Origin of the sequence: Exiguobacterium sp. PHA03, assembly GCF_041945985.1 — a bacterium.
Lineage (GTDB): Bacteria > Bacillota > Bacilli > Exiguobacteriales > Exiguobacteriaceae > Exiguobacterium_A.
On the sequence record NZ_JAUTYQ010000003.1, the window covers coordinates 191,043 to 217,288 of the forward strand.

Consider the following 26,246-nt stretch of genomic DNA (forward strand, 5'->3'; position numbering starts at 1 on the left):
AATCATAGACAGGCTTGAGTCATTTTTCAGATGGACGTTCGATCTTATCTTCGATTTCTCGTAAATGATCCGCACGTTTTGAAAGGGCACGACGCTTCAACCATTCTTCCGTCCCGCGACTAACTCCCCAGATGGCGAGTAAAATCAAAAATAGAAGGACAAGACGCATCGGACGTTCGAGGAACGTGGACCATTCCTTTCCGATTAGCGAGAAGATGATGACGACGATCAGACGCCCGGCACCAGCAGCGATCAAATACGTCCGCAGCGATAGTTGAATCATGGCAGAAATGGACGTGATGATGAACGCAGGCATGAATGGAAGCGAAAAAAAGAATCCGAGTGAGATGGGACTCATGTGACGAACACGTTCAATCCACTGTTGCGCGGCATGGTGTTTTTCAAGCCAACGCGTGACCGGACGACGAAATAGATATCGAATACAAGCGAAGACGACGAGTGATCCAAGCATGCTCCCGACCCATGATACGAGAACACCCATACCAAAACCATAAGTTGCCGCATTCGCGGAAATGATCAGGACGAGTGGTAGGAAAGGAAATAGAGACTCAAGAAACGGGGCAATCAAACCGGTGGCAGCTCCTCCAGGTAAGTCTTGGAGAAAGAAAATCATCTGCTCGATCCAGTCACGAAGTGTATGGAGCATTCGGAATCCTCCTTGCGAGATGTACTACTGTGTTTTATTTTACCTCTTTCTGATTCAGAAAGGGAATGAAATTCCTTGAAAGGGATTCAGGAATTGTAGATTGTACATTCGAAAGGGAGTTGGTATTATACTTAAATGGGTGCGTTTTGCAGGCGTTCCCAGCTAGTCAATAGCTAGACGCTTCGTTTGCCAACGTTCGTTTTACTGCAAAAAACTGACATGGGGGCTAATGAGGAATATGAAACCTTATCGCGTACTATTATTTTATAAGTATGTTCCAATTGAAAATGCGGAACAGCTAACGAAAGAGCATCTTGCTTACTGTAAAGAGCTCGGTATCAAAGGTCGGATTTTGATTGCACCAGAAGGAATCAACGGCACACTCTCTGGAACGGTCGAACAAACGGAACAATACATGAAGGACTTGACGGCGGATCCACGATTCGCTGACATCGAATTCAAAATTGATGAAGTTGAAGATCATGCCTTCAAAAAGACGTTCGTCCGTTACAAAAAAGAACTCGTCACATGGCGTTTTGAGGACGAATTCAACGTACCAGAAGAACACGCTGCGTATCTTGAACCAGCAGAGTGGAAAGAAATGATGAAACAAGATGACGTCGTCATTCTCGATGTACGCAACAACTACGAATACGACCTCGGACACTTCAAGAACGCCGTAAAAGTCGATGTCGATGCTTCACGGGAATTTCCTGAATGGCTAGACGAGAACGAGCATTTGTTTGAAGGGAAAAAGGTTCTCACATACTGTACGGGTGGCGTTCGTTGTGAGAAATTCACGGCGTACTTCCGTAAACGGCAACAGAGTGATGATATCTTCCACCTGAAAGGCGGAGTCGTCATGTATGGAAAAGATGAACAGACACAAGGAGAAGACTGGGAAGGTGAACTATACGTCTTTGATGAGCGTGTACAAGTTCCTGTCAATGCCGTCAATCCGTCTGTCGTCTCAGAATGTTACTACTGCGGAAAACCGGAGACGCGCTATGTTAATTGTGCAAACCCGGAATGTAATCGACAGCACTTCTGCTGTGAAGAATGCGAACCAAAAGTCATGCGTTCGTGTTCCGATGAATGCCGGGAGCATCCGCGCAACCGTTATGAAAAAGAGCAACAAGAAGAATTAGTATAAGGCACGCGTAAAAAGCCGGATGATTTCTTTAATAGAAACCGTCCGGCTTTTTTTGTGTATTCAAGAGGACGGGAACAAGTAACGTAAAATATCTGGCAAACGTTTGGCCCAGGCCGTTTCATGATGGATTGCTTCCGGAATGATCGTATAGCGACTTTGAGTGAGTTTCTGTTCAACCGCTCGCGCTAAGACATCATTCGTGTGTAAATAATCCGTCTCGGTCATCGGACCACTCACTTCTTTTGTGCCGACGTCCATATAACAGCGATGCGTTGCAGACAGAGACGGGCTTCGCTCTATGAATTCAAGGAGTGAGGAGAAGTTTGCCCATCCGGCAGTCGATAAGGCAGCGACGCGCGTGATGACTTCCGGATACGCGAATAATCCATATAGCGAGATGACGCCACCCATCGAACTGCCGATCATTGTCGTATCATCAGGGCGTGTCGCATAGTTGGCATCAATGTATGGTTTTAACTCGCGGATGATCCAGTCCATATAGACCTTACCGTTGCCACCAATTGACGTCCGATGCGAAGGATAGGCGCTCCGCATCAATAAGGCTTCGTCACTCCAAGGAGCATAGTCATCGTACCGATCCATTCCATCTTCTGGACTGTCAATCGCGACGACCATTGCCGGAATCTGTGTCTGTTGTAGTGCAAGATGAATCTCCCAGCCTTTTCCGAACGAGGCGGTTTCTCCACTAAAGACGTTTTGTCCATCATGCATATAAATTACTGGTAATGCTTCAGAAGGATCCAAATGGGGCGGACGATGAATTCGAATCGTCCGGTGGGCTTGTGATGTCGGTAGCGTCATTTCAATTTCCGTAATCGACAATAGAGTCACGACCTTTCAAAGGTTTGCATAATGCGCGGTACAATTGCGTCCGTTGTGTTTTCCGCCGACATAGAGTGCATGGTCGGCTTGACGTAACGATTCTTCGAACGTCCGTTGATATCTTTCATCCACTGTATCAATTCCGAGGCTGACGGTTAAGGACAGTCGGTGACCATCGACGAGGAAGGGACGATCCATGACCGCATGGCGGACCGTCTCGGCAATCTGAATAGCAGCCTCTTGACTACCATTTCGCAACAGAAGCACGAATTCCTCCCCACCATAACGAGCAGCAAAGACATCATCATGTTGCAATTGGATCGCCTGGATACGTCGGCCGAGTTCACGAAGGACGAGATCACCTACTTTATGACCGTACGTATCATTGACACGTTTGAAATGATCGATATCGAACAGAATTACGGAGAGCGGGTAGGAGTCAGCGGCAAATTCCTGCCGACCGTGTTCATAAAAAGCACGGCTATTCGGTAATTCGGTCAAAGCATCGGTCCGACTTTCCGTATAGAGTTGGACCGTTTCACGTGAGCGTTCTAAGACGCGACAAAAGGTACGAAGCAAACGAGATAATTCGTCAGCATTTGTCACATCATAGGCGTCTGCGACTTGATGGAACAGGATGATCGAAACATCGACCTCTCCGCTCGTAATCGAAGGAATCGCTAGCATCGAGTGACGATCGACAGGCAATCCGATTTGAATATCGTTTCCCCAGTCGCAACGCAGACCATAGATGATTGGGGTATGCAAATCGTCAGCTGACAAGGAATGAAACAGTGGTAACACGTCGATTGGTTGTTTCGTCCGAATGTTATAGATGACTTGTTTCCGCTGTTGTTGAATTGAGATCCAACCTTCAGAAAACGGCAACAGATGTGGTAAATCGAGGAGTAACGAATCGATCGTCTCGCGCTCGAAGCGGGAAATCAACAAGTGTTCCTTCGCATCATCAAATCGTTTGGCATTATCGTTTGCTTCAAGGGAGTCACCACGTTCTTGCAACAGACGTTTGAACAAGAAGAGAATCAAGGCGGATACTGTAGCCGCGACGAGCGGACTTTCATCGTAGAACCAGATTCCAAGTAGAGCACTTAACATGCTGATTCCATAAACGAGGGACTGCAACTTCACGAGACGTCGCCAATCGTATTTCAAGTAGAGGAAGCGATTGACGAACAGACATTGGAAGTAAGAGACAAGGAAGACAGTGATCAAAAAGCCGATGAAGGGAAGCAGGGCTTTCATATACGTAAAGTTTGAGCCGGTCGGTCCACCGAGCGCTTCATACGCAAATACCGGAAGCGAGATGTAGACTAAATCAAACAAGGCGTTGATCGGGTAGAGATAGGCGAAACGTTTCCAGCGAATCGCTTTTCGGTGAGACATGAATTGAAAGACGAGAATACCGACTTGGCTTAAAATCAAAGCGTACGTCAAACCGTAATTGAGGAATAAAAATAAGATGATTCCTTCTTGGAATGTATAATAAATGCCGCCACGACGGACATTATCGAACTGAAACAGGAGAACGAGCCCAAACAAATAAAGAGTATTGACGATGGAGATGGAAGGATGGAAGGTAGGTGGATGAACGATGCCAATCAATAATAACGTCAAGGCGACGAGACTGAAAACGATCCAGCTCGTCCGGGCTACCTGTTGGTAGTAGCGCATGAAACATCCCTCCCCCTGAGAAGTATCTTTTATTCCTATACCCGAATTGTGGAAATTTTGATAAGCCATTTACCAAAAAAATAAGGTTGAGAGAAAAGAAAGAATTGCGTATAATGTGAAAGATATCGAATACAGTCGATGATGAAGAGAGTAACGGTTGATTTTCGTCAACTAGCGAATCAGGGAATGGTGGAAGCCTGAGGACGAACCGGTCGTGAAGCGCACTTCTGAGACGCTACCCGATTCCTGAAGGAAAAGGCGTAGCCGGGGGAACCCCGTTATCCCCGAACAAGGTGGGTGTCAAAAATGACACCAAGAAGAGTGGTACCGCGGTCATTCCGTCTCTTTGCGCGTGGCGCAAGGGGCGTTTTTTATTGCCAAAAATCAGTGAAGCAGGAGGAAATAAAGATGAGTTATAAAACGCAATACGCAGAAGTATTACATCAAGTCATGGAAGGTGCCTTATCGGTTGAACAAATCGAACAACTGATCGAGCAACCGAAACATGAAGATCATGGAGATCTGGCATTCCCATGTTTCATGCTCGCGAAAGCATTCCGTAAAGCACCGAACATGATTGCTTCGGAGCTCGCAGAAAAAATTGATGCGCCGTTGTTCTCAAACGTTCAAGCTGTTGGTCCTTACATTAACGTCTTCTTGAACCGGGAAGTCGTCTCGCAAGAAATCGTCAACCAAGTCCTGACGGAGCAAGAGGCGTTCGGATCAAGTGAAGCGAATGGAAAAACGATCGTCACTGATTTTTCATCACCAAACATCGCGAAACCTTTCTCGATGGGTCACTTACGTTCAACAGTAATCGGAAATGCGCTCAACCAAATCTCACGTAAAAAAGGGTACGACGTCGTCGGTGTCAACCACTTAGGGGACTGGGGAACACAGTTCGGGAAATTGATGGTGGCTTACACGATGTGGGGTGAGGAAGAAGCGGTCCGTGCAGAACCAATCAAGGAATTGTTGAAATTATACGTCCGGTTCCACGAAGAAGCGGAAACAAATCCGACGCTTGAGGACGAAGGACGTCTCTGGTTCAAAAAACTCGAACAAGGTGATGAGCAGGCAACGACGCTTTGGACGTGGTTCCGTGAAGTCTCACTCGTCGAGTTCAACCGTGTTTATGAGATGCTCGGTGTTAAATTCGATAGTTTGAACGGAGAAGCCTTCTACAACGATAAGATGCAACACGTCATCGATTTGCTCGAAGAGAAAGATCTCCTCGTCGAATCAGAAGGGGCAATGGTCGTTGACCTCGAAGCAGAGGGTATGCCACCTGCCTTGATTAAAAAGAAAGATGGCGCAACGCTTTATGCGACACGTGACTTAGCAGCTGCTGTCTATCGTCTCGAAACGTACCGCTTTGAGCAAGCGTTCTACGTCGTCGGTGGGGAACAAGCGCTTCACTTCAAGCAATTGTTCGCAGTCTTGAAGAAACTTGGATTTGAGAACGTCGACGGAATGCACCATGTGCCGTTCGGTCTGATCATGAAGGACGGAAAGAAAATGTCGACGCGTAAAGGTCGGATCGTCTTACTTGAAGAAGTACTACAAGAAGCGATCGACGTCGCGAAGCAAAACATCGCGGAAAAAAATCCGAACTTAGCGAATGCCGAAGCAACAGCTCGTCAAGTAGGTGTTGGCGCCGTCATCTTCCACGACTTGAAGAACGAACGGATGAACAACATCGAGTTCGATCTTGAGCAGATGTTGAAATTCGAAGGTGAAACAGGACCGTATGTCCAGTATACGAATGCTCGTGCGCACTCATTGCTCCGTAAAGGTAGCTATGATGGCACACCATTCGCTGGCAGTGCCGATGATCATGCATGGGGTGTCGTCTCGATGCTGAACCAATTCTCGACGGTCATCGATCGTGCATTCACACGTCGCGAGCCGTCAATCATCAGCCGTTACGTCTTAGATCTTGCACAAAGCTTCAATAAATACTACGGACACGTCCGTGTTCTCGAAGATGACGCAGCAAAACAATCGCGTCTTGCACTCGTCAAGTCTGTCACGATCGTCTTGACAGAAGGTCTTCGTTTACTTGGTGTCGGCGCTCCGGAAGAAATGTAAGACCAATCCACGAATAAGAAGAGGTAGATTATGAAGACTGAGACGAAAGACCGATTACAGCAAGCTGCTTCACAGATGAAGCAGGAGCCTTTGGCAGAAACCGTCGCCTTCATGGCTGATTTTCACGGGAAAGTCGCTGCTTGGTTACCGGGAGAGTCTGTCGATTTCGTTCACGATTTCGTGACGGCGCCGGAAGCTGATTTGATTGCTCCGATTGAAGGAGACGCGTTGCGCACGAAAGACAATTTTGAATTCTTCATGCGTAAGAAACAGACACGAAAAAAACTCGGCGAACTGTTGACGCTTTGGAAGTCGGCACGCACGACAGAGACGTTGAGTCAAATCGATGCGATCGGATTAAAAAAATGGCTCGCTCGTAATGAATTCCGTTCGGAAGATAAACCATGGGATTATTTGAACCGTCTGCATGTTCTTCTGTTCCTTGATTTGATGACGACGATCATCGATGATCATCGATTGACGAGTTTGCATGAGCAACTTGTCGGTACAACACCAGTTCCGACGAGCTTCGTTCGTCGTCAAGGGGATGTCCGTCAAGTCATCGAAGCATTCGCGGAAGAGACGAACTTCACACAAGTGGATATCGTCAAGGCATCGCTTGTCCGTTATCTCTGATCAATAAGATGCATGAACAAAAGCCGTCGAGCCCTGTGCCCGACGGCTTTTGTCGTATCCTCTTACTTCGCCTGATAGAATACGATCGATTGTTGCACTGAATCGTAAAGACACCATTCTCGTTCGAACACGACAGGACCTAGATTGATGGCATATCGTCCTCCATTAATGGATAAAGATTGATACAATGGGCTCGACAGAGCAATACCATTTCGAAACAAACCTCTGATATGACTATGACCAAAAAAGAGTACTGGTTCACGTTGCTGTGACAGATCAGGCAAAAAATCACGGGACCAATTCAATTGATCTCCATGAATCAACAATGCACCCTCGATGTGTTGTTTTCGAGGGCAGTCGCGTAACGCATCGATGACAGGAGATAGTTGCGGTGGAACGAGCGACAGGATGCGCTCTTCTTGATTACCCAGTAACGTCTTAAAATCAATTAGGTTTAAAAAATCATCATCAAGCGTCACGACGAGGGAGAGCGATTCGAAAGAATAGCGCTTCGCTCGCTTTTTACCGACATGGCATTCATGAACATCACCGAGACAAAACAAATGCGCATCGGGAGCGAGCTGTCGTATGTCAGCTAGGACAGCCGCTGTGTCGGCTACTGAACTGTGAAGATCCGCAAAAAGGGCATAACGCATGATCGACCACTCCTTTGTTAAGGAGATACCCGAAAATGCGTTATGCCTATCTTTTGAATATGAGCGTTCAGATCAATCGATTAACGGAAGTTAATGAATTGAACATCGACTGATAATGGAAGCTCACGAACGATCTGCATGACTTGTTGTAAGTCGTCACGTGATTTACCTGTGACGCGGATTTGGTCATCTTGGATCTGTGTCTTCACTTTTAATTTCGATTCCTTGACGGCATTGTTGATCTTTTTCGCGTCGTCACGGTCGATTCCACTTTTCAGGATGACACGTTGTCGGACCGTATTCCCGGCAGCCTGCTCGACTTTTTCATACTGCAGGTTTTTGGTTGGGACTTCGCGCTTGATCAATTTTGCTGTTAAGACATCTTTGACTTGATCGAGTTTGAAATCGTCATCTGAGATTAGAATTAAATCCTCTTTTTCGAGCTTCATGTCGCTCTTTGAACCTTTGAAGTCGAAGCGGTTCGTGATTTCCTTCAGTGCGATTTGGACCGCGTTCTTGACTTCCTCGATGTTGATTTGTGACACGATATCAAATGAATTATCTTTTGCTGCCATTTCAATCTCCCCTTTCATTCCACTCTCTATTTTAGAGAGGAATACCGGAAGCGTCCACTGCTTTGAAATTTTGTTATAATAAAAACCATGAAATGAAAGGGGTGCTTGGCTTTGAAACAAACAGCAGACATGTTGACGCTCACACCGCAAGAACTGGATGAGCGATTTGCCTATAGTGGAAATGATTTAGGAGCGACCTTCTCAGAGACAGCGATTCACGTGCGCTTGTGGGCGCCGACAGCAGAACGTGTCGTGATTCGTCTCTACAAGACACTACGCGCACGAAAAGTCGAAGAGGTCGAGATGGTGGCAGACGAACGGGGAACGTACGTCGTTGAACTCGATCGAGCGACATATGAAGGTTATTTCTATACGTTTCAAGCGAGCATCAACGGACAAAAGGTCGAGGCGGTCGATCCGTATGCGAAAGCCGTCGGAACGAACGGAAAGCGCGGCGCATTAATTGACCCGACCAGTGTGACACCAGAACGATGGATTGAAGAACGTCCATTGTTCCATTCTTCGCAAGACGCAGTTGTCTATGAATTACACGTACGCGATGCAACGAGTCATCCGGCCAGTGGTGTCGTTGCACGTGGTACGTTCGCTGGACTGACGGAAGCAGGGACACGGACACCAAATGGTGGATTGACAGGGCTTGATTATTTAGCAGACCTCGGTGTGACACATGTCCAGTTACTACCGATCTATGATTTTGGCTCGGTCAATGAGACAGCGCCGAACGACCCGGATAACTATAACTGGGGTTATGATCCAGTGAACTACTTTGCGCCGGAAGGTTCGTACTCCTCGAATCCGGATGATCCACGAACGCGGATCCTTGAATTAAAACAATTGGTGCAGGCGTTACATGATCGCGGGATCCGTGTCATCATGGACGTCGTCTTCAATCATACGTATGATGCGGCGACGGTTCCGCTTGGTCAGTTCGTTCCTGGATACTTTTATCGTCAAGAGGCGGATGGGAGTCTCTCAAACGGTAGTTTCTGTGGAAATGATACTGCATCTGAACGTCTGATGATGCGAAAGTTCATTCTTGATTGTGTGACGTACTGGGCGAAAGAATACCATCTCGATGGGTTCCGCTTCGACTTAATGGGACTTCATGATGTTGAGACGATGAATCAAGTGCGCCATGCACTTGACCGGATTGATCCATCGATTCTGATCATCGGTGAAGGATGGGATCTCGATACGCCACTTGATCCGGAAGAAAAAGCGAACTATTTCAACGCACCGAAGATGCCAGGAATCGCTCATTTCAACAACGGTTTACGGGACGGGGTCAAAGGCGATGTCCAAACGCCAGAAGACCGTGGTTTCATCAGTGGTGCATTTGACCGGACGAGTGAAGTCAAACGGGGAATCGCTGGTAACGTCTCTTCGCAAGGGTTTGCCGATGAGCCGAATCAAGTCGTCTCGTACGTCGAGGCTCATGATGATTTGACGATTTGGGATAAATTGACGGTGTCTCGTCCAGAAGACACGGAAGAGATTCGTCGGAAACGGCAAATGCTTGCAAATGCGATCATTTTGACGGGACAAGGGATTCCTTTCCTCCATGCCGGACAAGAGTTCTTCCGGACGAAAGACGGTATTCGTGACAGCTTCAATGCCGGAGAGGTCGTGAATCGTCTCGACTATGAACGGGCAGAAACAGAGCGTCCAGCAGTCGAGTACGTCAAAGGATTGATTGCCCTTCGTCGTCAGTATCCGATGTTCCGTCTCGCAAACGCGGCGATGATTAAAAAACATCTTCGTTTCCTTGAAGAAGAGGAAGGTGTCATTGCCTTTGAACTGAAGCGAACATATGAAGGATACGTCGAACGGCAGCGTGTCTATCACAATGCGACGGAAAAAGATATCACGATTGAATTGCCAAATGGTGAATTCGAGGTGTTGGTTGAGTCGGGTGCCGTTAAATTACACGCACCACGGTTGCACGAAGAAAAACAGTTAGTCGTTCCAGCATTGACGACTACGGTTATTGCGGAACGAAAAGCAGATTACAAGAAATACGCGGTAGCAGGTGGTGCAGCACTGACGATCATCGGATTGTTGTACGCAGCGAACAAGCGTCGAAAGAAAACCGATTAAATGGAGAAGGATGAAGCACTAAATGGCTTCGTCCTTCTTTTGTGTGCGGATGACAGTCCGATGTCAGCCTGTCATACAATTGACTTACGAAAATCATTGAAAGATTGTTTGAACATACATCTTTCGGGAACAATTCATATGTAGTATTTTAAATGTTGTTTTGACGTGAAAGGATGTACGTTGTATGTTCGGTTTCGGTGATTTATGGAAATTCTTTTTGTCGTTCTTTTTACTATTGCCTATCGTGACATTGATTCATGAGATGGGACATTACTTTTTTGCCCGATTATTCGGCGGAAACATGGAGATCAATATCGGTTCAGGAAAGTCGTTACTTCGTGTTGGTCCGATTCGTTTGAATCGCGTCTATTTTTGGGATGGTTGGTGTCAATATGAGGCACTACGTAAGGAGACGAAATTCGCCAACATTCTGGTTTATGCCGGTGGATCGATTGCAAACGTGGCGAGTATCTTAGCCATCAATGGTCTGATTTACGCCGGTGTGTTCGAGGCGTCGATCTTTACCTATCAATTCGCGTATTTTTCGTTTTATTTCGTCTTTTTCTCCCTCTTCCCGATCGATCATCCGAACGGTTATCCGAGTGATGGGAAAGCAATCATTAATGTCTTCCGGTATGGTAAATCAGAATACCATCCGCAATCCTAAGGTGAAAAATAAAGCCTCCTTCCACCGTTGGAAAAGAGGCTACTTACTCAAGATTCCGATTCGCTAGACGAATCAGGTTCCGTGTTCGCTTGTTCCTGCTCGAGTTCGACGAGCTTTTGAATCAAGATATGGCGTGGCATATGCATTAGTTGTTCAAGTGGTACGTTCAGACGTTTCGCAAGTTCGACAGCTGTCTCTGCGGATAATTGTAAAGGTTTCATCGTGTTCGTCCTCCTTTTTCCATGAAGTTAGTATAACAGGAGGTGCAAGACGAGCGCATCAATAGTAGCGAGAAACTGAGAAGGTTGATACCGTATGAAGTAGGAAGTGATGCATATGTATAAACCTGCTGCAGAGCTGTTACTCCATGAATCCGTCTCACTGTTTGATCGCATCGGGGAGGATTTGCTTCTTTTTCGAGATCGCCACGGATTTATGAAATGTGATGCGGATTTAAGACCACTGTGGGAAACAGCATGTGCGTATGTTCCATTCTCCTGGTACATTGAGCCAGGCGGTGGACGATTGTTCATCGTATTTGAAGAGTCAGCTTATTTTGGTTTATTGGATTTAGAGCAAGGGCATTTAAATTACATTAAGCGACCCGCTGCTTTCTCCGAAGCATGGTTCAGTAATTTATTCTTGTGGCAAGATGATGAAATCTTCCTATACACGGCAGAAACGGACGTCGTCTGTGTGAACGTTCAAACAGGGGACTGGCGGTACTCAAACTATGAAGAGGTGCCGCTGTTCGGACGCTTAGTTGAGCGAGGATATGATACACGTTTGACGTTCGAGCGATTCATCGCACCTACGACGATCATCTCCTATGATGATCTACAAGAACGGTATGTGATTTGGGATGCCGCGACGAATCAGGAATCGGTCATTCCTTTTTCGGATTACGCGGAGTATTCACTCGTTGACCACCGGCACCAATTGTTTTCGATCACCGATTCCTCTCGGTTTTACTTGTATGAGAAGAGTCAGCTGAAATATAAGTTCGAGGGATGCTACTCCTCCGTTTTACTCAAAAGTGTGTTACTCGATGAAGAGGCGCGGCGTCTTGCGATCGTGTCGACATCGACTACATTCGGCAACACATGGGTTCAAATTTTTCAAAAGACGTAATGAAACATCCTTTTCGCTTTTCAGCAAGAAGGATGTTTTTTGTACGTTTATACAGGAAGGAGACGCATCATGGAACGGCTTGGTCATCTGATTAGTGCGTATTTTCGAGGAGTGTTGGTCGTTTGGGGGCTTCTACTCGTCGTGCTTGGTTATTTTGCATATCAATTACCCGATCGTCTAGAAGGAAATGGATTTACACGTGACGGTGATTTTCAACGTGTCGAAACGGTGCTCGCTCAAGATTTTGGGCAGGATCCACATACAATCATCGTCCTATTTGAGAATCAAGAGAATCTACGACAAACGATGGTACAACATGTCGAGCGCTTCCGTGACATCAAAGGAGTCGGGAACGTCATTGGTCCCGTCGAAAATCCGCGAGCGATGCGGGACGATAAGGGATACGTGACAGTCGGTGTACCAACACTTGATGCGAAATGGGCAACAGCGGTCACACGTCAACTGGATGGTACCGGAACGATTCGGCTAACGGGTGAACCGGTCGTCGTTGATGATTTGAATACAGCGTCCAAAAATGACCTCATCCGAGCTGAGTTAATCGGAATTCCAGCAGCATTGATCGTCTTACTACTCGTTTTCGGTACACCCGTTGCCGCCATCTTACCCTTGATCATGGGACTCGTCACTTTTGTTTTTGGTGCCGGTGTTCTTTATTTCGTTGCCGGACAACAAGAGTTATCGATCTTCGTCTTGAATGCGGTCGCAATGATTTCGCTGGCGCTCGGCATTGATTTTTCGCTGTTATACGTTAATCGGTTCCGTGAAGAACGGCAGGACGGACAAGGGATTCGGTCGGCAGCGATTCGTTCGGTCGAGACGGCAGGACGCTCGATTTTATTTTCCGGAATCTGTGTATTCGTCGGACTTGCCGGATTGTTGTTGATTGATGTTGATGTCTTCCGCGCTGTCGCAATCGGGACACTCGTTTCGGTACTCGGGGCGGTTGTCAGTGCGTTGACATTATTACCGGCACTATTAATCGTTTTCGGGAAGGTACTAGAAAAAGGACGACTTTTCCGGCAACAAGCAGGTCGTGGAGAAGATCGTTGGCGCCGCCTCGCACGTTTCGTCATGAAGCGCCCTGTCACAGTGACGATTCTATCTTTATTACTTCTTTTACCTTGTTTATTTCCGTTACGTGACTTGACGTTGAACATTCCGCAAGCAACTGCCTTGCCGGAATCCTATCCGTCGCGTCTTGCCTTTGAGTCGTGGGAAAAAACATTCGGGAACGATGGAACGGACGCCGTTCTCATCTTATCTGCGGATGCTTCCTCAGAGGTGGGACGAGAAAAAATCGAAGATGTGACGATTCGACTCGAATCAGATTCAGAAGTGCGTTCCGTCGTGTCCGCCGCAACGATCGCGGAACAGCAACAGGTTCCACTCGAGCAGTTACTCGCTGTTTCGGCTGGGCGCGATGCACTGAAGCCGTTTCTATCAGAGAACGATCAAGCACGGATCAACGTCAATTTAAAAGGAGATCCCGGCGATGCTACTTCGCAAGACTGGGTACGAAAGGTGCAGGCGGACGGTTACCTTGTCGGGGGACCAGCAGCCTTTAATCAGGAAATTTATGATGCCATTGAATCGAAACTCCCACTGGCTGTCGGTGTCGTCGTCTTGGCGACATTCATCATTCTGCTAATCGCGTTCCGATCCATCTTGATTCCGATCAAAGCGATTCTGATGAATTTGCTCAGTTTAGGAGCAACGTTTGGATTACTCGTCGTCTTGTTCGAGTCCGGCGCAGTTCTTCCGCAGGAGACGATCGGCATTCTAACACCGGTCTTCATCTTCTCACTCGTCTTCGGCTTATCGATGGATTATGAAGTGTTCCTCGTCTCGCGAATGGAAGAATATTATGACGAGACGGGCGATAACGATCATGCGACCGAGATGGGACTGGCGAAGACGAGTAAAATCATTACGTCCGCTGCCTTGATCATGATCGTCGTCACCGGTGCGTTTGCCTTTACAGGTGTTAGTCCGATCAAACAACTTGGTGTCGGTATCGCGCTTGCAATTTTTATTGATGCTACGATTGTCCGGATGCTCCTTGTCCCCGCACTGATGAAGCTATTTGGTCACTGGAACTGGTGGTGGCCGGGAGGGCGTCGTAAAGCGATCCGCAAGTGACACATCGCGTAAGCACATCAGTAGCTATTCAGAGGAAGACGAGCGTATACTGTCGATATTCAATTCAAGAAATTAGAGGAGGCACTTCACTCATGGCAACTCAAGCAATGTTTGAACCATTTACACTACCAAACGGTGTGACGCTGAAAAACCGCGTCTTGATGGCACCGATGACGAACTATGCGGCACAAGAGAACGGCGAAGTATCGGATGCGGAACTCGCGTACTACGCAGAACGTTCAGGTGGCGTCAGCGCTATCATTACAGCATGTGCGAACGTCACAGCAGACGGTCAAGGATTCCCGAATGAGTTTGGTGCGCATCGTGACGATCTCGTGCCGAGTCTGAAGCGACTCGCGAAAACGATTCAAGATAAAGGCGCAAAAGCGATCTTACAAATCTTCCACGCTGGTCGTATGGCACCACCAGAACTCGTCGGTGGGCAAACGGTCAGTGCAAGTGCTATTGCACCCGTGCGTGAAGGTGCGATGACACCACGTGCGTTAGAGGCAGAAGAAGTCGAAGCAATCATCGAAGCATTCGGTCAAGCGACACGCCGTGCGATGGAAGCTGGATTTGATGGTGTTGAGATTCACGGTGCAAACACGTACTTGATCCAACAGTTCTTCTCACCACACTCAAATCGTCGTGAAGATAAATGGGGCGGTAGCTTAGAAAAACGTCTCGCCTTCCCATTAGCTGTCGTGGATGCAGTCGAAGCTGTCGCTAAACAAAATCCTTCGTTCATCGTCGGATACCGTTTCTCTCCAGAAGAAATTGAAAATCCAGGAATCACACTCGATGATACGATGCGCCTCGTCGATGAGCTGGCGAAAAAAGACCTCGATTACTTGCACGTTTCCGTGATGGACTTCTTCGCAGGTTCAATTCGTGATGAAAATGAAACGACATCACCTATTACACTCGTCCAAGAACGTGTTGGCGAACAAGTACCTGTCATCGGTGTCGGATCGCTTCACACAGCGGATGAAGTCGAACAAGGTTTGGCTGTCGTTCCGATGATCGCTCTTGGTCGTGAACTCATCATGGAACCGAAATGGGTTGAGAAAGTCGAAGCGGGTGACCTTGCGTCAATCCGAACAGAACTTGACCCGGAAGCACAAGCAGAACTCGTCGTTCCAGATGCATTATGGGCAGGCATCACAAGTCGTCCAGGTTGGTTCCCGATCAAACAAACAAGTAAATAATAGAACATCATCAAAAAGCACTCTAGATTTCGTGTCTAGAGTGCTTTGAGACTGAAGGTAAAGTGCAATTTTTCTCTAACGAGAAGGATTGCGCTTTTTTGTTCGTCTCGCATCGTTTTCCTGGGACAAGCATCGCGCCGCTTCGCTTCGCTGCAGGGTCGCTCTTGCTTGTTTTTCCCTAGGAAGCGATGTCGAGTGAACAAAACGCTTCTCGAATCCTTCTTCTAGAAAAAAATAACGCGTTTCACGCCACTCCTACAGGAAAAAGCGCATTATGCGCTGTCAGAGACAAACGAGACCCGTTTTCCTGCTCGAAGCGGGAAAACTGGCTCGTGTCTCGCCTGAGGAAAGGGCGTGAAGAGACGCGTCATTTTTTGGAGTCATCCCTGTTGTCTACAATTTTTTTGTTTATTAATAGGCAACCTGTCCCATCCGAACGCCACAAAACGTATGCAAGGTGACCGGATCCTGTAGGTTCGTTCGTTCCAACATATCGTTTAAGAGTAACGCACAGACGTAGGCATCTTCTTTCGCATCATGGTGCTGGAAAGAGACGTTGAGAAACTCTGCCATCGTATTCAATCGATGGTTCGGCAACCAAGGATACAATTTGCGGGATAATTTGACCGTGCAGCCGTAGGTGAAAGCGGGCATCTGGTACATATCGTATTTTTGAATCGCTTTTTGGAGTGCCCCCATATCAAATGATGCATTGTGAGCAACGATCAGTTGAGCGCCTGCAATCAAATCGTATAAGCCATGGGCTTCCATTGCTTCAGGTAACGTCGGCGCATCAAAGACATCGCTCGGACGAATTCCGTGGACCCGAATGTTTCCAGCATCGAAATTTTCTTCTGGATTGATTAAGACCTGTTTACTCTCCGTGACACGACCGTTCGAGAGAACGGACCAACCAAACGCACAAATGCTTCGGCTATTTCGGTTTGCCGTTTCAAAGTCAATTGCTAATGTATACATCCAGCAGGCTCCTTTCTGTCATTCACTAGTAACAGAATACATGTTCGTATTCTGGAAGTCCATCAAAAAAGACCATCTGCAAAGCAGACGATCTTAGATCCATTCCATTCACTTCGCGGTAGCGACTTTTTGTTCCTCTGCGACGTACTCTTCCGGTTTAAATAACAGAACGCGATCTTTATAGGCGAAAACAAGGGCCGTCAAAACAGCCATTGCATCAGCGATCGGAAAAGCGAACCAGACACCATTGACACCGAAGAACACTGGCAATATCAAGACGAGTGGAATCGTGTATAACGTTTGGCGTGACAAGGACAAGAATAAAGCGACTTTTGCTTTTGCAAGCGATTGGTACATTCCGTTGACAATCATTTGAATTCCGTAGACGAACGATAAGGCGAATAAGATACGCATCGCACTCGAGCCTTCCTGTAGAAGTGTCGCCTCTTCTGTGAACAAGCCGACCCAAAAACAAGGGAACAGTTGAATGAGTAACCACAAGCTGATCGATAACGATAAGCCGTAGCGGATTGCCAACTTGATGGCAAGCGACATCCGACTAAACTGTCGGGAACCGAAGTTATAGCCAACGATCGGTTGCATCCCTTGTACGATTCCCATGATCGGCATACCGACGAGTGCCATGAACTTATTGATGACCGCAAACGTCGCAAGTTCAGTCGTTCCCCCGTACCGGACGAGCATATGGTTGACGGTGATGAACAGAATCGATTGGGAGACCTGCATGATGAACGACGATGATCCGATTTGCATCATCCGAAACGTTAAACGGAAATCCGGTTTGAAAGCATTTCGATCGAGAGTTAACCCCGTTTGCCGACGCTTCGTAAAGAAAAATCGGAAAACGAGTAACGCACCGACGATTTGTGCAACGACTGTCCCGAGTGCAGCCCCTTGAATACCCCAATCAAGACCAAAGATGAACAGAGGTGTCAGGATGATGTTGATCGCAACCGTCGTCAGCATGACGCGCATCTGATAGTTCGCGCGTCCTTCTGCGCGGAGCATCGCACTCGACGCCATCGTCAACATGAAGAAAGGAGATCCGATCAAGAGGACGCGTAAGAAAGCGATACTGTACGGCATGATCTCATCCGTCGCTCCAAAGAGACGTAGCAACGGTTCGACGAAGATGAAAGCACTGATGATAGCGAGCATACTGATAAAGAAAACAGCCATCAAGACGTTGGCATAAGCACGACTGGCACCATCTGTTTGTTTTTGACCGAGTCGTTGTGACGCAATTGCAGCACCACCGATCCCGATCGAGTTGGCGATTGCCATTAATACGAGCTGGACGGGGAAAGCGATTCCGACGGCGGCCACGGCAGCCGTACCGATTCCTTGAGCGACGAAAATCGTATCGACGATATTGTAGAGTGCCGTGACGAGCATCCCGACCATCGCTGGTAAAGAGAGACTAAGTAAAAGCTGATTGACAGGTGCTTCACCCAAACGGGCAGTGTTTTTATTCATGGAAGGAGGACCTCCTATTTTAGACAAGTGGTAAGTAGGGTTTTACTCAGAGTAGTCGCTTCTTTAACGAGATGCAAGAAATCACTCTAGTCAATGTGTTCGTTCTATGAAAAAAGGATGCGCCATGAAGCGCATCCGATGGATCTCGATTTAAGATGGTGTAGGCAGGTAACCTTTCGAATATTCGAAAGCAATGAATAAAATAGCACCGAGCGCCAAATAAGCGAGGAGCGTGATCGTTTGTTGTTTTTTCGGCATCTGATGATACTGAACAGACTCTTCAGCAAGACGAAGTGGTTCAATCCGCTGATCGATCCGTCGCAATAAGGCATCGTAATCGTTGGCGGCATCATATTGATACCGTAACAGATCGTCTGCTTCCTGGCGTGCCTCTTCCGGACTCGCTTGTCGCAAGTCTTGTAAATCGAGACGAAGTGACCAAGCAATCGGATCGTAGGTACTCTCGATTGTTTGTTCTTCCTCACCTTCTAGTTCTGGAGCAAGTGCGACTTCAGCGTCTGCACGTTCTTGCTCTGCCTTTGCCCGTAAAACGCGTTCACGTGCGGCACGGTACAACATTAAGGTCGACCGGTTCGCCTCATATTGTTTCGCGAACTTATACCTTTTCCAAACGGCACTGCCGCCTAAAAAGGCAATCAAGAGCAAAATCAGACTAAAGTGGGTGATACCGTAGGCAATCAAGGCAGCAAGTCCCGCGACCCAGACGATGATCGGAAGTCCCGCAAGAATCCGTCCGCCGTCAAGCGGACTGACGGGAAGTAGGTTGAAGAGATTCAATAGAGCCCCGAGGTGGAAGATGACGAGCCAGAAGTCATTTCCCGTCACAGCATATCCGATCGCAAGCGGAATCAGGGATACGAGACCAGCGAGTGGTCCACCGTACGCGAGAATCGCTTCTTGTTTTGGCGTTCGAAATGTATCCTTGATGCCGATGACGGCTCCCATGAACGGAACGAAAATGGCAGGACCGGTCTTAAAACCGAGTCGTTTAGCGGCGAGTAGATGTCCCATCTCATGAATGAATAGGAGATAGAGCAATCCGACCCCGAACCAAACACCGAATATTTGAGCGTAAAAGAGAAGCGAGATTCCGAACGAAATCAGAGTGCCTCCGAACTTTGAAAATTTCAATAAGGCAAGGATGACCTTTCCTTTCGTCAAGAGAAAGGCGCCGGCAACAGCAAGTCCACCCCAACGTTTTTTAGCCATCGTGAAATTCCTTCTTTCATTATGTGACGTTCTTCCTTAAGTGTACGACACAATTGTAGAAAAAGTTTCATTCAGACTGCTCGGGGATTAAATAGAAGCAGCTTCCATCTGGCTGACGCGCTTCACTACCAACCTCAAAATGATGTGTCGTCGCAAGTGCAGCAGCAATCGACAATCCGAGTCCACTTCCTGAACGATCGCGTGCTGCATCGAGTCGGTAAAACCGGTCGAATAACCGAGCGCGTTCTTCGTCCGTTAGAGACGTTCCCCGATCAAGGACAGCCAGACGTTCTTTGCGCAGGTACAATTCTGGTGAAGTAGCATACTTCAGGACATTATCGATATAGATCGTCAAGATACGTAACACCGCTTCGCGATTTGCCCGAATCGTTCCGGAGGCATCAACAGGAATGATCGTCCCTGTTGCGTGATACATCCGATCAGCGAGTTCGCTTCCAAGCTCTGCTAAGTCAATCACTTCGACAGATGTTTCCTCGTAACCGAGACGAGACAATTCGAGCATAGGCTCAATCAAGGTCGTCCGCATCGCATGTGTCTCCTGCAAGATGTGTTCGATCGATTCATCGAGTACGTCGGGCTTCGTTTTGCCCCAGCGTTTCAATAATTGAGTGTATCCCTCAATGACGGTCAAGGGTGTCTTCATTTCATGCGAGACATCCGCGACGAACTGCCGTTGTTGTTCCATCGTCTGATCGACACGACCAATCATCTGATTGAAGACGCGACCGAGGCGACCGATCTCATCATCACGTTTGGTCTGCACGGTCTCAAGCGTTCCAGAAGAGGAGATTCGTTGCATCGTATCATTTAGTTGCCTGAGCGGGCGGAGCGTCTGATAAGCAATCCAGAAGCTACTGATGAACGCGATCAGGATTCCAACGACCAACACGATGGTGAAGGTCAAAACGAGTGTCGAGACTGTATCATCGACGCTCTCATCTTCGAACAGATAGGCTTGATCCTGATAGACGATGCCGAACCAATCGCCAGACTTAAAAGGTTCCTTCGAGCGTGGGATACCGGGGAGGTCATTTGCTTGTACGTCTCCGTTAACAGTAGACGAGTCGTCGCCATCTTCATCGTGTGAGATGACCCAGCGTCCATTTTCGTTCGATAAGACGACAGCATCCTCATGAAGCGTCAGCAATGTCCGGACCGATGAATCATCTTCCATCAATTCCTCTGCCTGTTCCAGTTGGGTATAACGCGATTCAATTAAATGATTTTGGACGACGAGTGTCACGACGATGAACGAAAAGAATAACAAGAGTGTCGTAAAGGCGGTGACGGATAAAGCAAGCTTCGTTCGAAGCTTCATGGGATCGCCTCCCGTAGCACATAACCAACCCCACGAACGGTCTGAATCAAAGCTGGAGGGTGGGCATCGACTTTTTTGCGAAGATAACGGATGTAGACGTCGACGATGTTCGTCTCGCCGAAGTAATCGTACCCCCAGACGTGATTTAGGATTTGTTCGCGTGTCAGGACATGTTCCTTGTTTTCTAGTAAATATGTCAGAAGTTCGAACTCACGTGGTGTCAAATCGAGTCGCCCTTCATTGCGAAATGCTTCATGTCGATCAAGATTGAGTACAAGATCAGCGAACTGTAACGTGCGCGGTGCGTTACTAGTTGAAGTCGGAGTGCGTAATAACGCTCGGATCCGAGCAAGGAGTTCCTCCATCTCGAACGGTTTCGTCACATAATCATTCGCACCAAGATCGAGTCCCGCGACTTTATCGTACACTTCTCCACGTGCTGTTAGCATAATGACGGGGACGTGCATGCCTTTTCCACGGAGCCTGCGCAACACCTCGAAGCCGCTCAGCTCCGGCATCATCACGTCGAGTAAGACGAGATCAACCGAATGCTCAGCGGCAGCGAGACCATCTTTTCCGTTGGGGGCGACACGTGTCGCGTACCCGGCATATTGGAGTTCGAGTTCAAGGAGGCGTGCGATTTTCGCGTCGTCCTCAACGATTAAGATGGTGGTTGACATAAACATCCTCCTTTAATGATCATTCATCGATTTCTGTCACTTCGTCTGATGCGTTCAACTCAAGTTTGACGGAACCACCAACTCGGATGTCATCATCTTGTTCCATGTTTGATGTACGAGAGTACGATTTTTGCGCACCATTCTGTTCAATGATGATCTCTTGATTCGTTATTTTAGAGAGTGTACCGCGGACTTCTTGCTCCCGTGCATCGTCACGGTCTTCATCGCGTACATCATTACGATTTTCGTCATCTTCTTCCCGATCAAGCTCACGGACTTGACCATCTGCATTCAATTCGATTTTTACGATATCCCCAGATTTCGCAGCGTCACGTTCCGCACGATCCGCCATTGCGTAGATCGTCTCTTGTCCCTCTTGTTCGAGTGTCAATTCACTTTGTGATAGGGCACGAAGGATACCGTACCGTTCATTCGCATCGTCCGATGAATCATTTGAGCGATTGCCATCGTCCTCTCGGTCATTGCGATCATCTGGATCTTCTCGCTCAAGTTCCGTGATTTGCTGATTCGCATTCAGATCGATTTTGACCCAATCCTCTTTTTGCACGGCTTCACGTTCTACTGACGAAGCAAAGTCATACGTCTGAGCGTCACCGTTAACGTCGATCGTCATCGAACGATCTGATAGTTTCTGCAATGTGCCTTCGATTTCTTGATCGTCACGCATTGAAGCAGGAAGCTTTTGTTTGACTTGGCGCGAAGCAGCTTCGACTTTTTGCTCTGTCTGCTGTGAAGTGGTGACCGTCGAGTTGACGAGAGAGTGTCCTGGGCCTGTGAAGAGTAGGAACGCACCAGCTCCTGTTAAGACTGTACCCGTTACGGCAAGTGTAGCGATTCCTTTTTTGAAACGTTTATTTCCTTTATCTGTTCGTTTTTCAGTCATGATGATGTCCTCCTTTGAGTAGTGGCTGTTGTTCTTATACCTAGAATAACCAGACCACGTGAAAGGAAACTGAGGAACAGATTAGAATTTGATGAGAATTAGATCGTCTTGATGATCCGAGCTGGATTTCCACCAACGACGCTGTTTGCCGGTACATCCTTGACGACGACACTACCTGAGGCAATAACTGCATTATCTCCGATCGTCACACCGGGATTGATGACCGCGCGTCCACCGATCCAGACATTGTTCCCGATGACGACTGGTTTTCCTAATTCATAACCGCTATTGCGCTCGACAGGATCGAGTGGGTGGGTCGCGGTATAGATATGTACTCCTGGAGCAAGCATGCAGTTGTCGCCGATCGTAATCGGACAAATATCGAGCAAGACACAGTCATAGTTGGCATAAAAACGAGCCCCTAACGTAATGTTGTAGCCATAATCACATTTAAAGGTCGGTTCGATGTAAAAGTCGGCTTGCTCCGTCTGAAATAATTGTTGCAAAAGCATCTTTCGCTTGGCACGATCATGGACACTCAATTGATTAAACTCATAACAGAGCGATTGTGCCCGGATGCGGTCGGCCACAAGTTCTGGATCTTGTGCTAAATAGAGTTCCCCTTTAATCATCTTTTCTTTTTCAGTCATCTGATTCACTCCTTCATCGTTATTACTTTCATTAGACTAAATGGCACCGGGTGATGCAACTGATATCCCGTTAAGACACGCGAAAACAGGATAGCCGAAGCTACCCTGTCGAGATTCGATCCTTATGCTAACTCGATTCCACCTGTGACACCATAGATTTGCGCTGTGACATAGCTTGCAGCGTCTGAAGCAAGGAAGACATAGACATCAGACAGTTCGACCGGTTGACCACTTCGTTTCAGTGGTGTTTCCTGCCCGAACTCTGGAATGTTCTCGCTTGGCTGACCACCCGAGATTTGAAGCGGTGTCCAAATCGGACCAGGTGCGACGGAGTTGACACGGATTCCTTTTGGCGCGACTTGTTTAGCGAGTCCACGCGTGAAACCGTTGATGGCAAACTTCGTCGAAGCGTAATCCAAGAGATTCGCGCTTGGATTATATCCTTGGACAGATGTCGTCGTGATAATCGAAGCGCCTTCCTTTAAGAGTGGCAAGGCTGCCTTGACGACCCAGAAGAGGGAGAAGACGTTGATTTCGTATGTCTTGCGTAATTGCTCCGTCGAAAGGTCGAGAATGTTTTCGACAGCTTGTTGTTTACCCGCGACAAGTGCCAAAATGTCGAGTCCACCGAGTGATTCGTGTGCTTCTTTGACGAGTTGTCCACAGAACGCTTCATCACTTAAATCACCAGGTAAGAGATATGCTTTTTGTCCCGCTGCTTCAACGAGTGCTTTGACCTCTTCAGCATCCTGTTGTTCTTCCGGTAAGTAGTTAAGGACGATATCAGCCCCTTCACGAGCGTAGGCGATTGCTGCTGCTCGGCCGATGCCGGAGTCGCCACCCGTAATCAATGCTTTTTTGCCGATCAATTTGCCAGAACCTTTATAACTTTCTTCTCCACAATCGGGAACAGGTTCCATTTTTGCTTGAACCGCTGGAGCGTCCTGATATTGTTTTGGGAAATCGTCATTGAAGTATTGTGTTAACGGATTTTTCGATGCAGCCATGTAAACATTCCTCCTGAAAGTTGGTTTTGGTATAGGTTGTATGTTCCCTCAACAAGTCGGATTAAACGTTTTTGATGGTAGTAAATTTGGAAATTGATGGTTTACACTCGAAAAAGAGGAGTGTGAAGAAGATGATTGCTGGACTGTATGAAGCCCATTTACCGGTCAAAGAGCTCGAACGATCGATTGTCTTTTACGAAGAGTTAGGTCTTGAATGTGCGTTCCGAAATGAACGCGTCGCTTTCTTTTGGATCGAGCACGGTAAGAGTTGGTTGGGGCTATGGAAAGCAGGTCAAGCTGAGTTACCGTATCATCCGTCGATTCGCCATGTTGCGTTTAGGATGGAGCATGAAAATATCGACAAAGCACAGGACTGGTTAAAGGAGAGAGGGATTGAAGTTCGATCAGCCTTCGGTGTAGCAGGAGCAAATCAACCGCTCGTTCTCGATAATCATCCACATGCGCACGCAGCAATCTACTTCGAGGATCCAGATGGTAATTCACTCGAATTGATCGCACCGTTACGCTTTGATATGGAGACGATGAACGGAACGATGTCGTATCAGGACTGGCAGCATCTTTATCAGATTGAAACGGAAAAATGAAGAGGTGACTGTAACGTTCAGTCATTGATTACGCATTCAAATCGCAAACTGCATGACGTGTTCTTTTATAGAAAACGGTTCGAAATGAACAAAAAGTGCAATCTTTCTCCTCATAATAGAGAAAAATTGCACTTAATCTATCTTGCAATAAATTTAGACACGAGCTGATTGGCGCTCGCTCATTGCTTGTAGAGCTGCTTGGTTTAGTAAGTTCCACGGTTTGTTGTAGTGCGGTTGGAAGAAGAAATCGACGAAAGCGAGCTCTTCAAGTGTCATGTCATTTTGAATCGCGACAGAAAGTGTGTTCATTGCCTGTGTCAAATCAACTTTTGAGATGATTTGTGCACCGACGACACGGTGTGTTGCCGTCTCGAAGACGAGCTTCAATTGGACGTCTTCTGCTGTTGGCATGAACTCTGGACGATACGCATCTGTAACTGTCGTGCTGCTCACTTCAAGTCCGAACAAGGGTGCCGCTTCTTCTGTCAAACCAGTCGACGCGATGTTCAAATCATATAAGCGAAGACCAGATGTGCCTTGTGTTCCTTGGTAACGAATCTTTGGCGCGAGTAAGTTTTTTCCGATGAGCGTACCCATCCGGACAGCATTCGTTGCGAGTGGAATATAGGCATGTGTCCGAGCTGGGTTGTAATAGACGGCACAGCTGTCACCAGCAGCAAAAATGTTCGGGTTGCTCGTCCGCATATAATCGTCAACGATGATGGCACCGTTCGGTAACATATCGACTTGTCCTTTTAAGAGTTCCGTGCTTGGGCGGAAACCGACACAGAGAATGACGAGATCCGTTTCAAATGTGCCTTTATCTGTAACGACGTGTGTGACAGCACCGTTTTCTCCTTTGAAGCTTTGGACGGTTTGTCCAAGTTCAAGACGAATGCCGCGATCTGTTAATTCGCGTTCAATGACGTCAGTGAACGAGCGGTCGAGGTATTTGTTGAGAATGCGATCTGCACTGTCGATGAACGTAACATCTTTTCCGTAGGCTTCAAACGCTTCGACGAGTTCAGCACCGATATAGCCTGCACCAACGACCGTGATTCGCTCTGCATCTGATGCTTTTTCGATGATTGTTTGAGCGTGGTGATAGTTTTTACAGAGCTCGATTTGGTTCAACTCAATACCAGGAAGCATTGGAATGATTGGCCAAGATCCAGTCGTCATGATGAGTTTATCGTACGTATCGTGAACGACTTCACCAGTCATAAGGTTTTTCGCAACGATCGTTTGACGTTCACTATCGATTTCGAGTACATCATGTTTCAGACGCATCTCGGCTCCGAGCTCAGCAAGTTCACTTGGTGACGAGTAAAATAGCGATTCCGCGTGCTTGACGACACCACCGACGTGAAGTGCGATCCCACAAGAGAGAAACGATACATTGTCATTCCGCTCATAAACGGTGATCTCGACATCTTGTTGTGAAGCGAGTTCTTTGACTGCTGCTGTTCCTGCGTGTGTACATCCGATGACTGCTACTTTCATGGGTAAAGTCTCCTTTGTGTTTTGTTTGTGATGTAAATCACATTCATTTGATATACTTAGTGTAATCCTTCACAAGTTCACTTTCAAGTAGTTTGTTCAACATTGAGCATAATCTTGTCTAAATTGTGAATGAGTGAGCAAAAGTGTTTGGATTATGTGAAGAATGCGTAAAACTGTTTTAGTTACTGAAATTCGGGTTATAATGAAAATAGATTTTTAATGAAGGGGTGGAAACCGATGGATACCGAGAGGACCA

At 47.3% G+C, this 26,246-nt stretch carries 24 protein-coding genes and 1 other annotated feature; of the genes, 9 read left to right on the plus strand and 15 right to left on the minus strand.

Translation table 11 applies throughout. The features are described from left to right. Positions 1-19: 19 nt before the first annotated feature. The gene (locus Q7C19_RS13495; RefSeq protein WP_023469681.1) at positions 20-667 is read right to left on the minus strand and encodes a TVP38/TMEM64 family protein; all 648 of its coding nucleotides are present in this window, start codon (positions 665-667) and stop codon (positions 20-22) included. A gap of 238 nt (positions 668-905) precedes the next feature. On the opposite strand from Q7C19_RS13495, the gene trhO reads away from it, so the two are divergent. Then, the gene (gene trhO, locus Q7C19_RS13500) at positions 906-1,820 is read left to right on the plus strand and encodes an oxygen-dependent tRNA uridine(34) hydroxylase TrhO (protein WP_081780436.1); all 915 of its coding nucleotides are present in this window, start codon (positions 906-908) and stop codon (positions 1,818-1,820) included. Between the two features lie 60 nt (positions 1,821-1,880). Here the strand turns inward: trhO and Q7C19_RS13505 are convergent, their stop codons facing one another. After that, positions 1,881-2,642, minus strand: a complete 762-nt coding sequence (locus Q7C19_RS13505; protein ID WP_375092322.1) for an alpha/beta hydrolase — start codon at positions 2,640-2,642, stop codon at positions 1,881-1,883. Positions 2,643-2,678: 36 nt separating this feature from the next. Beyond that, on the minus strand, positions 2,679-4,355 hold the full coding sequence (locus tag Q7C19_RS13510; protein WP_375092323.1) for a GGDEF domain-containing protein: 1,677 nt from the start codon (positions 4,353-4,355) through the stop codon (positions 2,679-2,681). Between the two features lie 129 nt (positions 4,356-4,484). Next, positions 4,485-4,704 (plus strand) — a binding site (T-box leader). Between the two features lie 59 nt (positions 4,705-4,763). Here Q7C19_RS13510 and argS point away from each other — a divergent pair. Both argS and Q7C19_RS13520 read left to right on the plus strand, forming a co-directional pair. After that, the gene (argS, locus tag Q7C19_RS13515) at positions 4,764-6,446 is read left to right on the plus strand and encodes an arginine--tRNA ligase (protein ID WP_056059865.1); all 1,683 of its coding nucleotides are present in this window, start codon (positions 4,764-4,766) and stop codon (positions 6,444-6,446) included. Between the two features lie 30 nt (positions 6,447-6,476). Continuing rightward, positions 6,477-7,082 (plus strand): hypothetical protein, encoded by a 606-nt coding sequence (locus Q7C19_RS13520; RefSeq protein ID WP_035412119.1) that lies wholly within the window; start codon positions 6,477-6,479, stop codon positions 7,080-7,082. Between the two features lie 62 nt (positions 7,083-7,144). Here the strand turns inward: Q7C19_RS13520 and Q7C19_RS13525 are convergent, their stop codons facing one another. Continuing rightward, positions 7,145-7,738, minus strand: coding sequence for a metallophosphoesterase family protein (locus Q7C19_RS13525; RefSeq protein ID WP_290753467.1), 594 nt, complete (start codon positions 7,736-7,738; stop codon positions 7,145-7,147). An 80-nt stretch (positions 7,739-7,818) separates the two neighbouring features. Next, positions 7,819-8,313 (minus strand): YajQ family cyclic di-GMP-binding protein, encoded by a 495-nt coding sequence (locus tag Q7C19_RS13530; RefSeq protein WP_023469671.1) that lies wholly within the window; start codon positions 8,311-8,313, stop codon positions 7,819-7,821. A gap of 111 nt (positions 8,314-8,424) precedes the next feature. On the opposite strand from Q7C19_RS13530, the gene pulA reads away from it, so the two are divergent. Together pulA and Q7C19_RS13540 are read left to right on the plus strand one after the other, a co-directional pair. Beyond that, complete coding sequence (gene pulA / locus Q7C19_RS13535; protein WP_235513987.1) at positions 8,425-10,431, plus strand: type I pullulanase; 2,007 nt, start codon at positions 8,425-8,427, stop codon at positions 10,429-10,431. 184 nt (positions 10,432-10,615) lie between these two features. After that, positions 10,616-11,098 (plus strand): site-2 protease family protein, encoded by a 483-nt coding sequence (locus tag Q7C19_RS13540; protein ID WP_056059874.1) that lies wholly within the window; start codon positions 10,616-10,618, stop codon positions 11,096-11,098. A gap of 47 nt (positions 11,099-11,145) precedes the next feature. Here Q7C19_RS13540 and Q7C19_RS13545 read toward each other — a convergent pair whose 3' ends face one another. Next, positions 11,146-11,319, minus strand: coding sequence for a YycC family protein (locus Q7C19_RS13545; protein ID WP_069201452.1), 174 nt, complete (start codon positions 11,317-11,319; stop codon positions 11,146-11,148). Positions 11,320-11,434: 115 nt separating this feature from the next. On the opposite strand from Q7C19_RS13545, the gene Q7C19_RS13550 reads away from it, so the two are divergent. The 3 genes from Q7C19_RS13550 (at position 11,435) to Q7C19_RS13560 (ending at position 15,597) form a co-directional block, all read left to right on the plus strand. After that, complete coding sequence (locus Q7C19_RS13550; RefSeq protein ID WP_081780437.1) at positions 11,435-12,229, plus strand: hypothetical protein; 795 nt, start codon at positions 11,435-11,437, stop codon at positions 12,227-12,229. A 69-nt stretch (positions 12,230-12,298) separates the two neighbouring features. Continuing rightward, positions 12,299-14,389 (plus strand): MMPL family transporter, encoded by a 2,091-nt coding sequence (locus Q7C19_RS13555; RefSeq protein WP_375092324.1) that lies wholly within the window; start codon positions 12,299-12,301, stop codon positions 14,387-14,389. A 92-nt stretch (positions 14,390-14,481) separates the two neighbouring features. Further along, positions 14,482-15,597, plus strand: coding sequence for an NADH-dependent flavin oxidoreductase (locus Q7C19_RS13560; protein WP_375092325.1), 1,116 nt, complete (start codon positions 14,482-14,484; stop codon positions 15,595-15,597). Between the two features lie 411 nt (positions 15,598-16,008). Here the strand turns inward: Q7C19_RS13560 and Q7C19_RS13565 are convergent, their stop codons facing one another. From Q7C19_RS13565 to Q7C19_RS13600, 8 genes are all read right to left on the minus strand, one after another. Further along, positions 16,009-16,575, minus strand: coding sequence for a 3'-5' exonuclease (locus Q7C19_RS13565; RefSeq protein WP_290753447.1), 567 nt, complete (start codon positions 16,573-16,575; stop codon positions 16,009-16,011). A gap of 108 nt (positions 16,576-16,683) precedes the next feature. After that, positions 16,684-18,072, minus strand: a complete 1,389-nt coding sequence (locus tag Q7C19_RS13570; RefSeq protein WP_375092326.1) for an MATE family efflux transporter — start codon at positions 18,070-18,072, stop codon at positions 16,684-16,686. Between the two features lie 150 nt (positions 18,073-18,222). After that, entirely contained in the window at positions 18,223-19,302 is a 1,080-nt protein-coding gene (locus Q7C19_RS13575; protein WP_035412136.1) for a site-2 protease family protein, read from the minus strand. 67 nt (positions 19,303-19,369) lie between these two features. Beyond that, positions 19,370-20,641 carry a HAMP domain-containing sensor histidine kinase gene (locus Q7C19_RS13580; RefSeq protein ID WP_375092327.1) on the minus strand — a complete coding sequence of 424 codons (1,272 nt, stop codon included), beginning with the start codon at positions 20,639-20,641 and terminating at the stop codon, positions 19,370-19,372. Then, entirely contained in the window at positions 20,638-21,321 is a 684-nt protein-coding gene (locus Q7C19_RS13585) for a response regulator transcription factor (protein WP_290753437.1), read from the minus strand. Before Q7C19_RS13585 ends, Q7C19_RS13580 begins: the two co-directional genes overlap by 4 nt. Positions 21,322-21,340: 19 nt before the next feature. Further along, complete coding sequence (locus tag Q7C19_RS13590; protein WP_375092328.1) at positions 21,341-22,225, minus strand: hypothetical protein; 885 nt, start codon at positions 22,223-22,225, stop codon at positions 21,341-21,343. 98 nt (positions 22,226-22,323) lie between these two features. Next, positions 22,324-22,875: a maltose acetyltransferase domain-containing protein gene (locus Q7C19_RS13595; RefSeq protein ID WP_035412148.1), complete on the minus strand. Its 552-nt coding sequence runs from the start codon at positions 22,873-22,875 to the stop codon at positions 22,324-22,326. Between the two features lie 122 nt (positions 22,876-22,997). Continuing rightward, complete coding sequence (locus tag Q7C19_RS13600) at positions 22,998-23,882, minus strand: SDR family oxidoreductase (RefSeq protein ID WP_214856640.1); 885 nt, start codon at positions 23,880-23,882, stop codon at positions 22,998-23,000. A 131-nt stretch (positions 23,883-24,013) separates the two neighbouring features. Here Q7C19_RS13600 and Q7C19_RS13605 point away from each other — a divergent pair, with 131 nt between their 5' ends. Next, positions 24,014-24,487, plus strand: coding sequence for a VOC family protein (locus Q7C19_RS13605; RefSeq protein ID WP_035412154.1), 474 nt, complete (start codon positions 24,014-24,016; stop codon positions 24,485-24,487). A gap of 153 nt (positions 24,488-24,640) precedes the next feature. Here Q7C19_RS13605 and Q7C19_RS13610 read toward each other — a convergent pair whose 3' ends face one another. Beyond that, positions 24,641-25,990: an FAD-dependent oxidoreductase gene (locus tag Q7C19_RS13610; RefSeq protein ID WP_214856639.1), complete on the minus strand. Its 1,350-nt coding sequence runs from the start codon at positions 25,988-25,990 to the stop codon at positions 24,641-24,643. Positions 25,991-26,246 lie beyond the last annotated feature (256 nt).

Coding starts and splice junctions, on each gene's coding strand:
- Q7C19_RS13585 (WP_290753437.1), bottom strand. CDS start 21,321: ATGTCAACCACCATCTTAATCGTTGAGGACGACGCGAAAATCGCACGC.
- Q7C19_RS13510 (WP_375092323.1), bottom strand. CDS start 4,355: ATGCGCTACTACCAACAGGTAGCCCGGACGAGCTGGATCGTTTTCAGT.
- Q7C19_RS13565 (WP_290753447.1), bottom strand. CDS start 16,575: ATGTATACATTAGCAATTGACTTTGAAACGGCAAACCGAAATAGCCGA.
- Q7C19_RS13555 (WP_375092324.1), top strand. CDS start 12,299: ATGGAACGGCTTGGTCATCTGATTAGTGCGTATTTTCGAGGAGTGTTG.
- Q7C19_RS13495 (WP_023469681.1), bottom strand. CDS start 667: ATGCTCCATACACTTCGTGACTGGATCGAGCAGATGATTTTCTTTCTC.
- Q7C19_RS13580 (WP_375092327.1), bottom strand. CDS start 20,641: ATGAAGCTTCGAACGAAGCTTGCTTTATCCGTCACCGCCTTTACGACA.
- Q7C19_RS13610 (WP_214856639.1), bottom strand. CDS start 25,990: ATGAAAGTAGCAGTCATCGGATGTACACACGCAGGAACAGCAGCAGTC.
- Q7C19_RS13525 (WP_290753467.1), bottom strand. CDS start 7,738: ATGCGTTATGCCCTTTTTGCGGATCTTCACAGTTCAGTAGCCGACACA.
- argS (WP_056059865.1), top strand. CDS start 4,764: ATGAGTTATAAAACGCAATACGCAGAAGTATTACATCAAGTCATGGAA.
- Q7C19_RS13605 (WP_035412154.1), top strand. CDS start 24,014: ATGATTGCTGGACTGTATGAAGCCCATTTACCGGTCAAAGAGCTCGAA.
- Q7C19_RS13530 (WP_023469671.1), bottom strand. CDS start 8,313: ATGGCAGCAAAAGATAATTCATTTGATATCGTGTCACAAATCAACATC.
- Q7C19_RS13550 (WP_081780437.1), top strand. CDS start 11,435: ATGTATAAACCTGCTGCAGAGCTGTTACTCCATGAATCCGTCTCACTG.
- Q7C19_RS13570 (WP_375092326.1), bottom strand. CDS start 18,072: ATGAATAAAAACACTGCCCGTTTGGGTGAAGCACCTGTCAATCAGCTT.
- Q7C19_RS13575 (WP_035412136.1), bottom strand. CDS start 19,302: ATGGCTAAAAAACGTTGGGGTGGACTTGCTGTTGCCGGCGCCTTTCTC.
- Q7C19_RS13520 (WP_035412119.1), top strand. CDS start 6,477: ATGAAGACTGAGACGAAAGACCGATTACAGCAAGCTGCTTCACAGATG.
- Q7C19_RS13590 (WP_375092328.1), bottom strand. CDS start 22,225: ATGACTGAAAAACGAACAGATAAAGGAAATAAACGTTTCAAAAAAGGA.
- Q7C19_RS13600 (WP_214856640.1), bottom strand. CDS start 23,882: ATGGCTGCATCGAAAAATCCGTTAACACAATACTTCAATGACGATTTC.
- Q7C19_RS13545 (WP_069201452.1), bottom strand. CDS start 11,319: ATGAAACCTTTACAATTATCCGCAGAGACAGCTGTCGAACTTGCGAAA.
- Q7C19_RS13540 (WP_056059874.1), top strand. CDS start 10,616: ATGTTCGGTTTCGGTGATTTATGGAAATTCTTTTTGTCGTTCTTTTTA.
- Q7C19_RS13560 (WP_375092325.1), top strand. CDS start 14,482: ATGGCAACTCAAGCAATGTTTGAACCATTTACACTACCAAACGGTGTG.
- trhO (WP_081780436.1), top strand. CDS start 906: ATGAAACCTTATCGCGTACTATTATTTTATAAGTATGTTCCAATTGAA.
- Q7C19_RS13595 (WP_035412148.1), bottom strand. CDS start 22,875: ATGACTGAAAAAGAAAAGATGATTAAAGGGGAACTCTATTTAGCACAA.
- Q7C19_RS13505 (WP_375092322.1), bottom strand. CDS start 2,642: ATGACGCTACCGACATCACAAGCCCACCGGACGATTCGAATTCATCGT.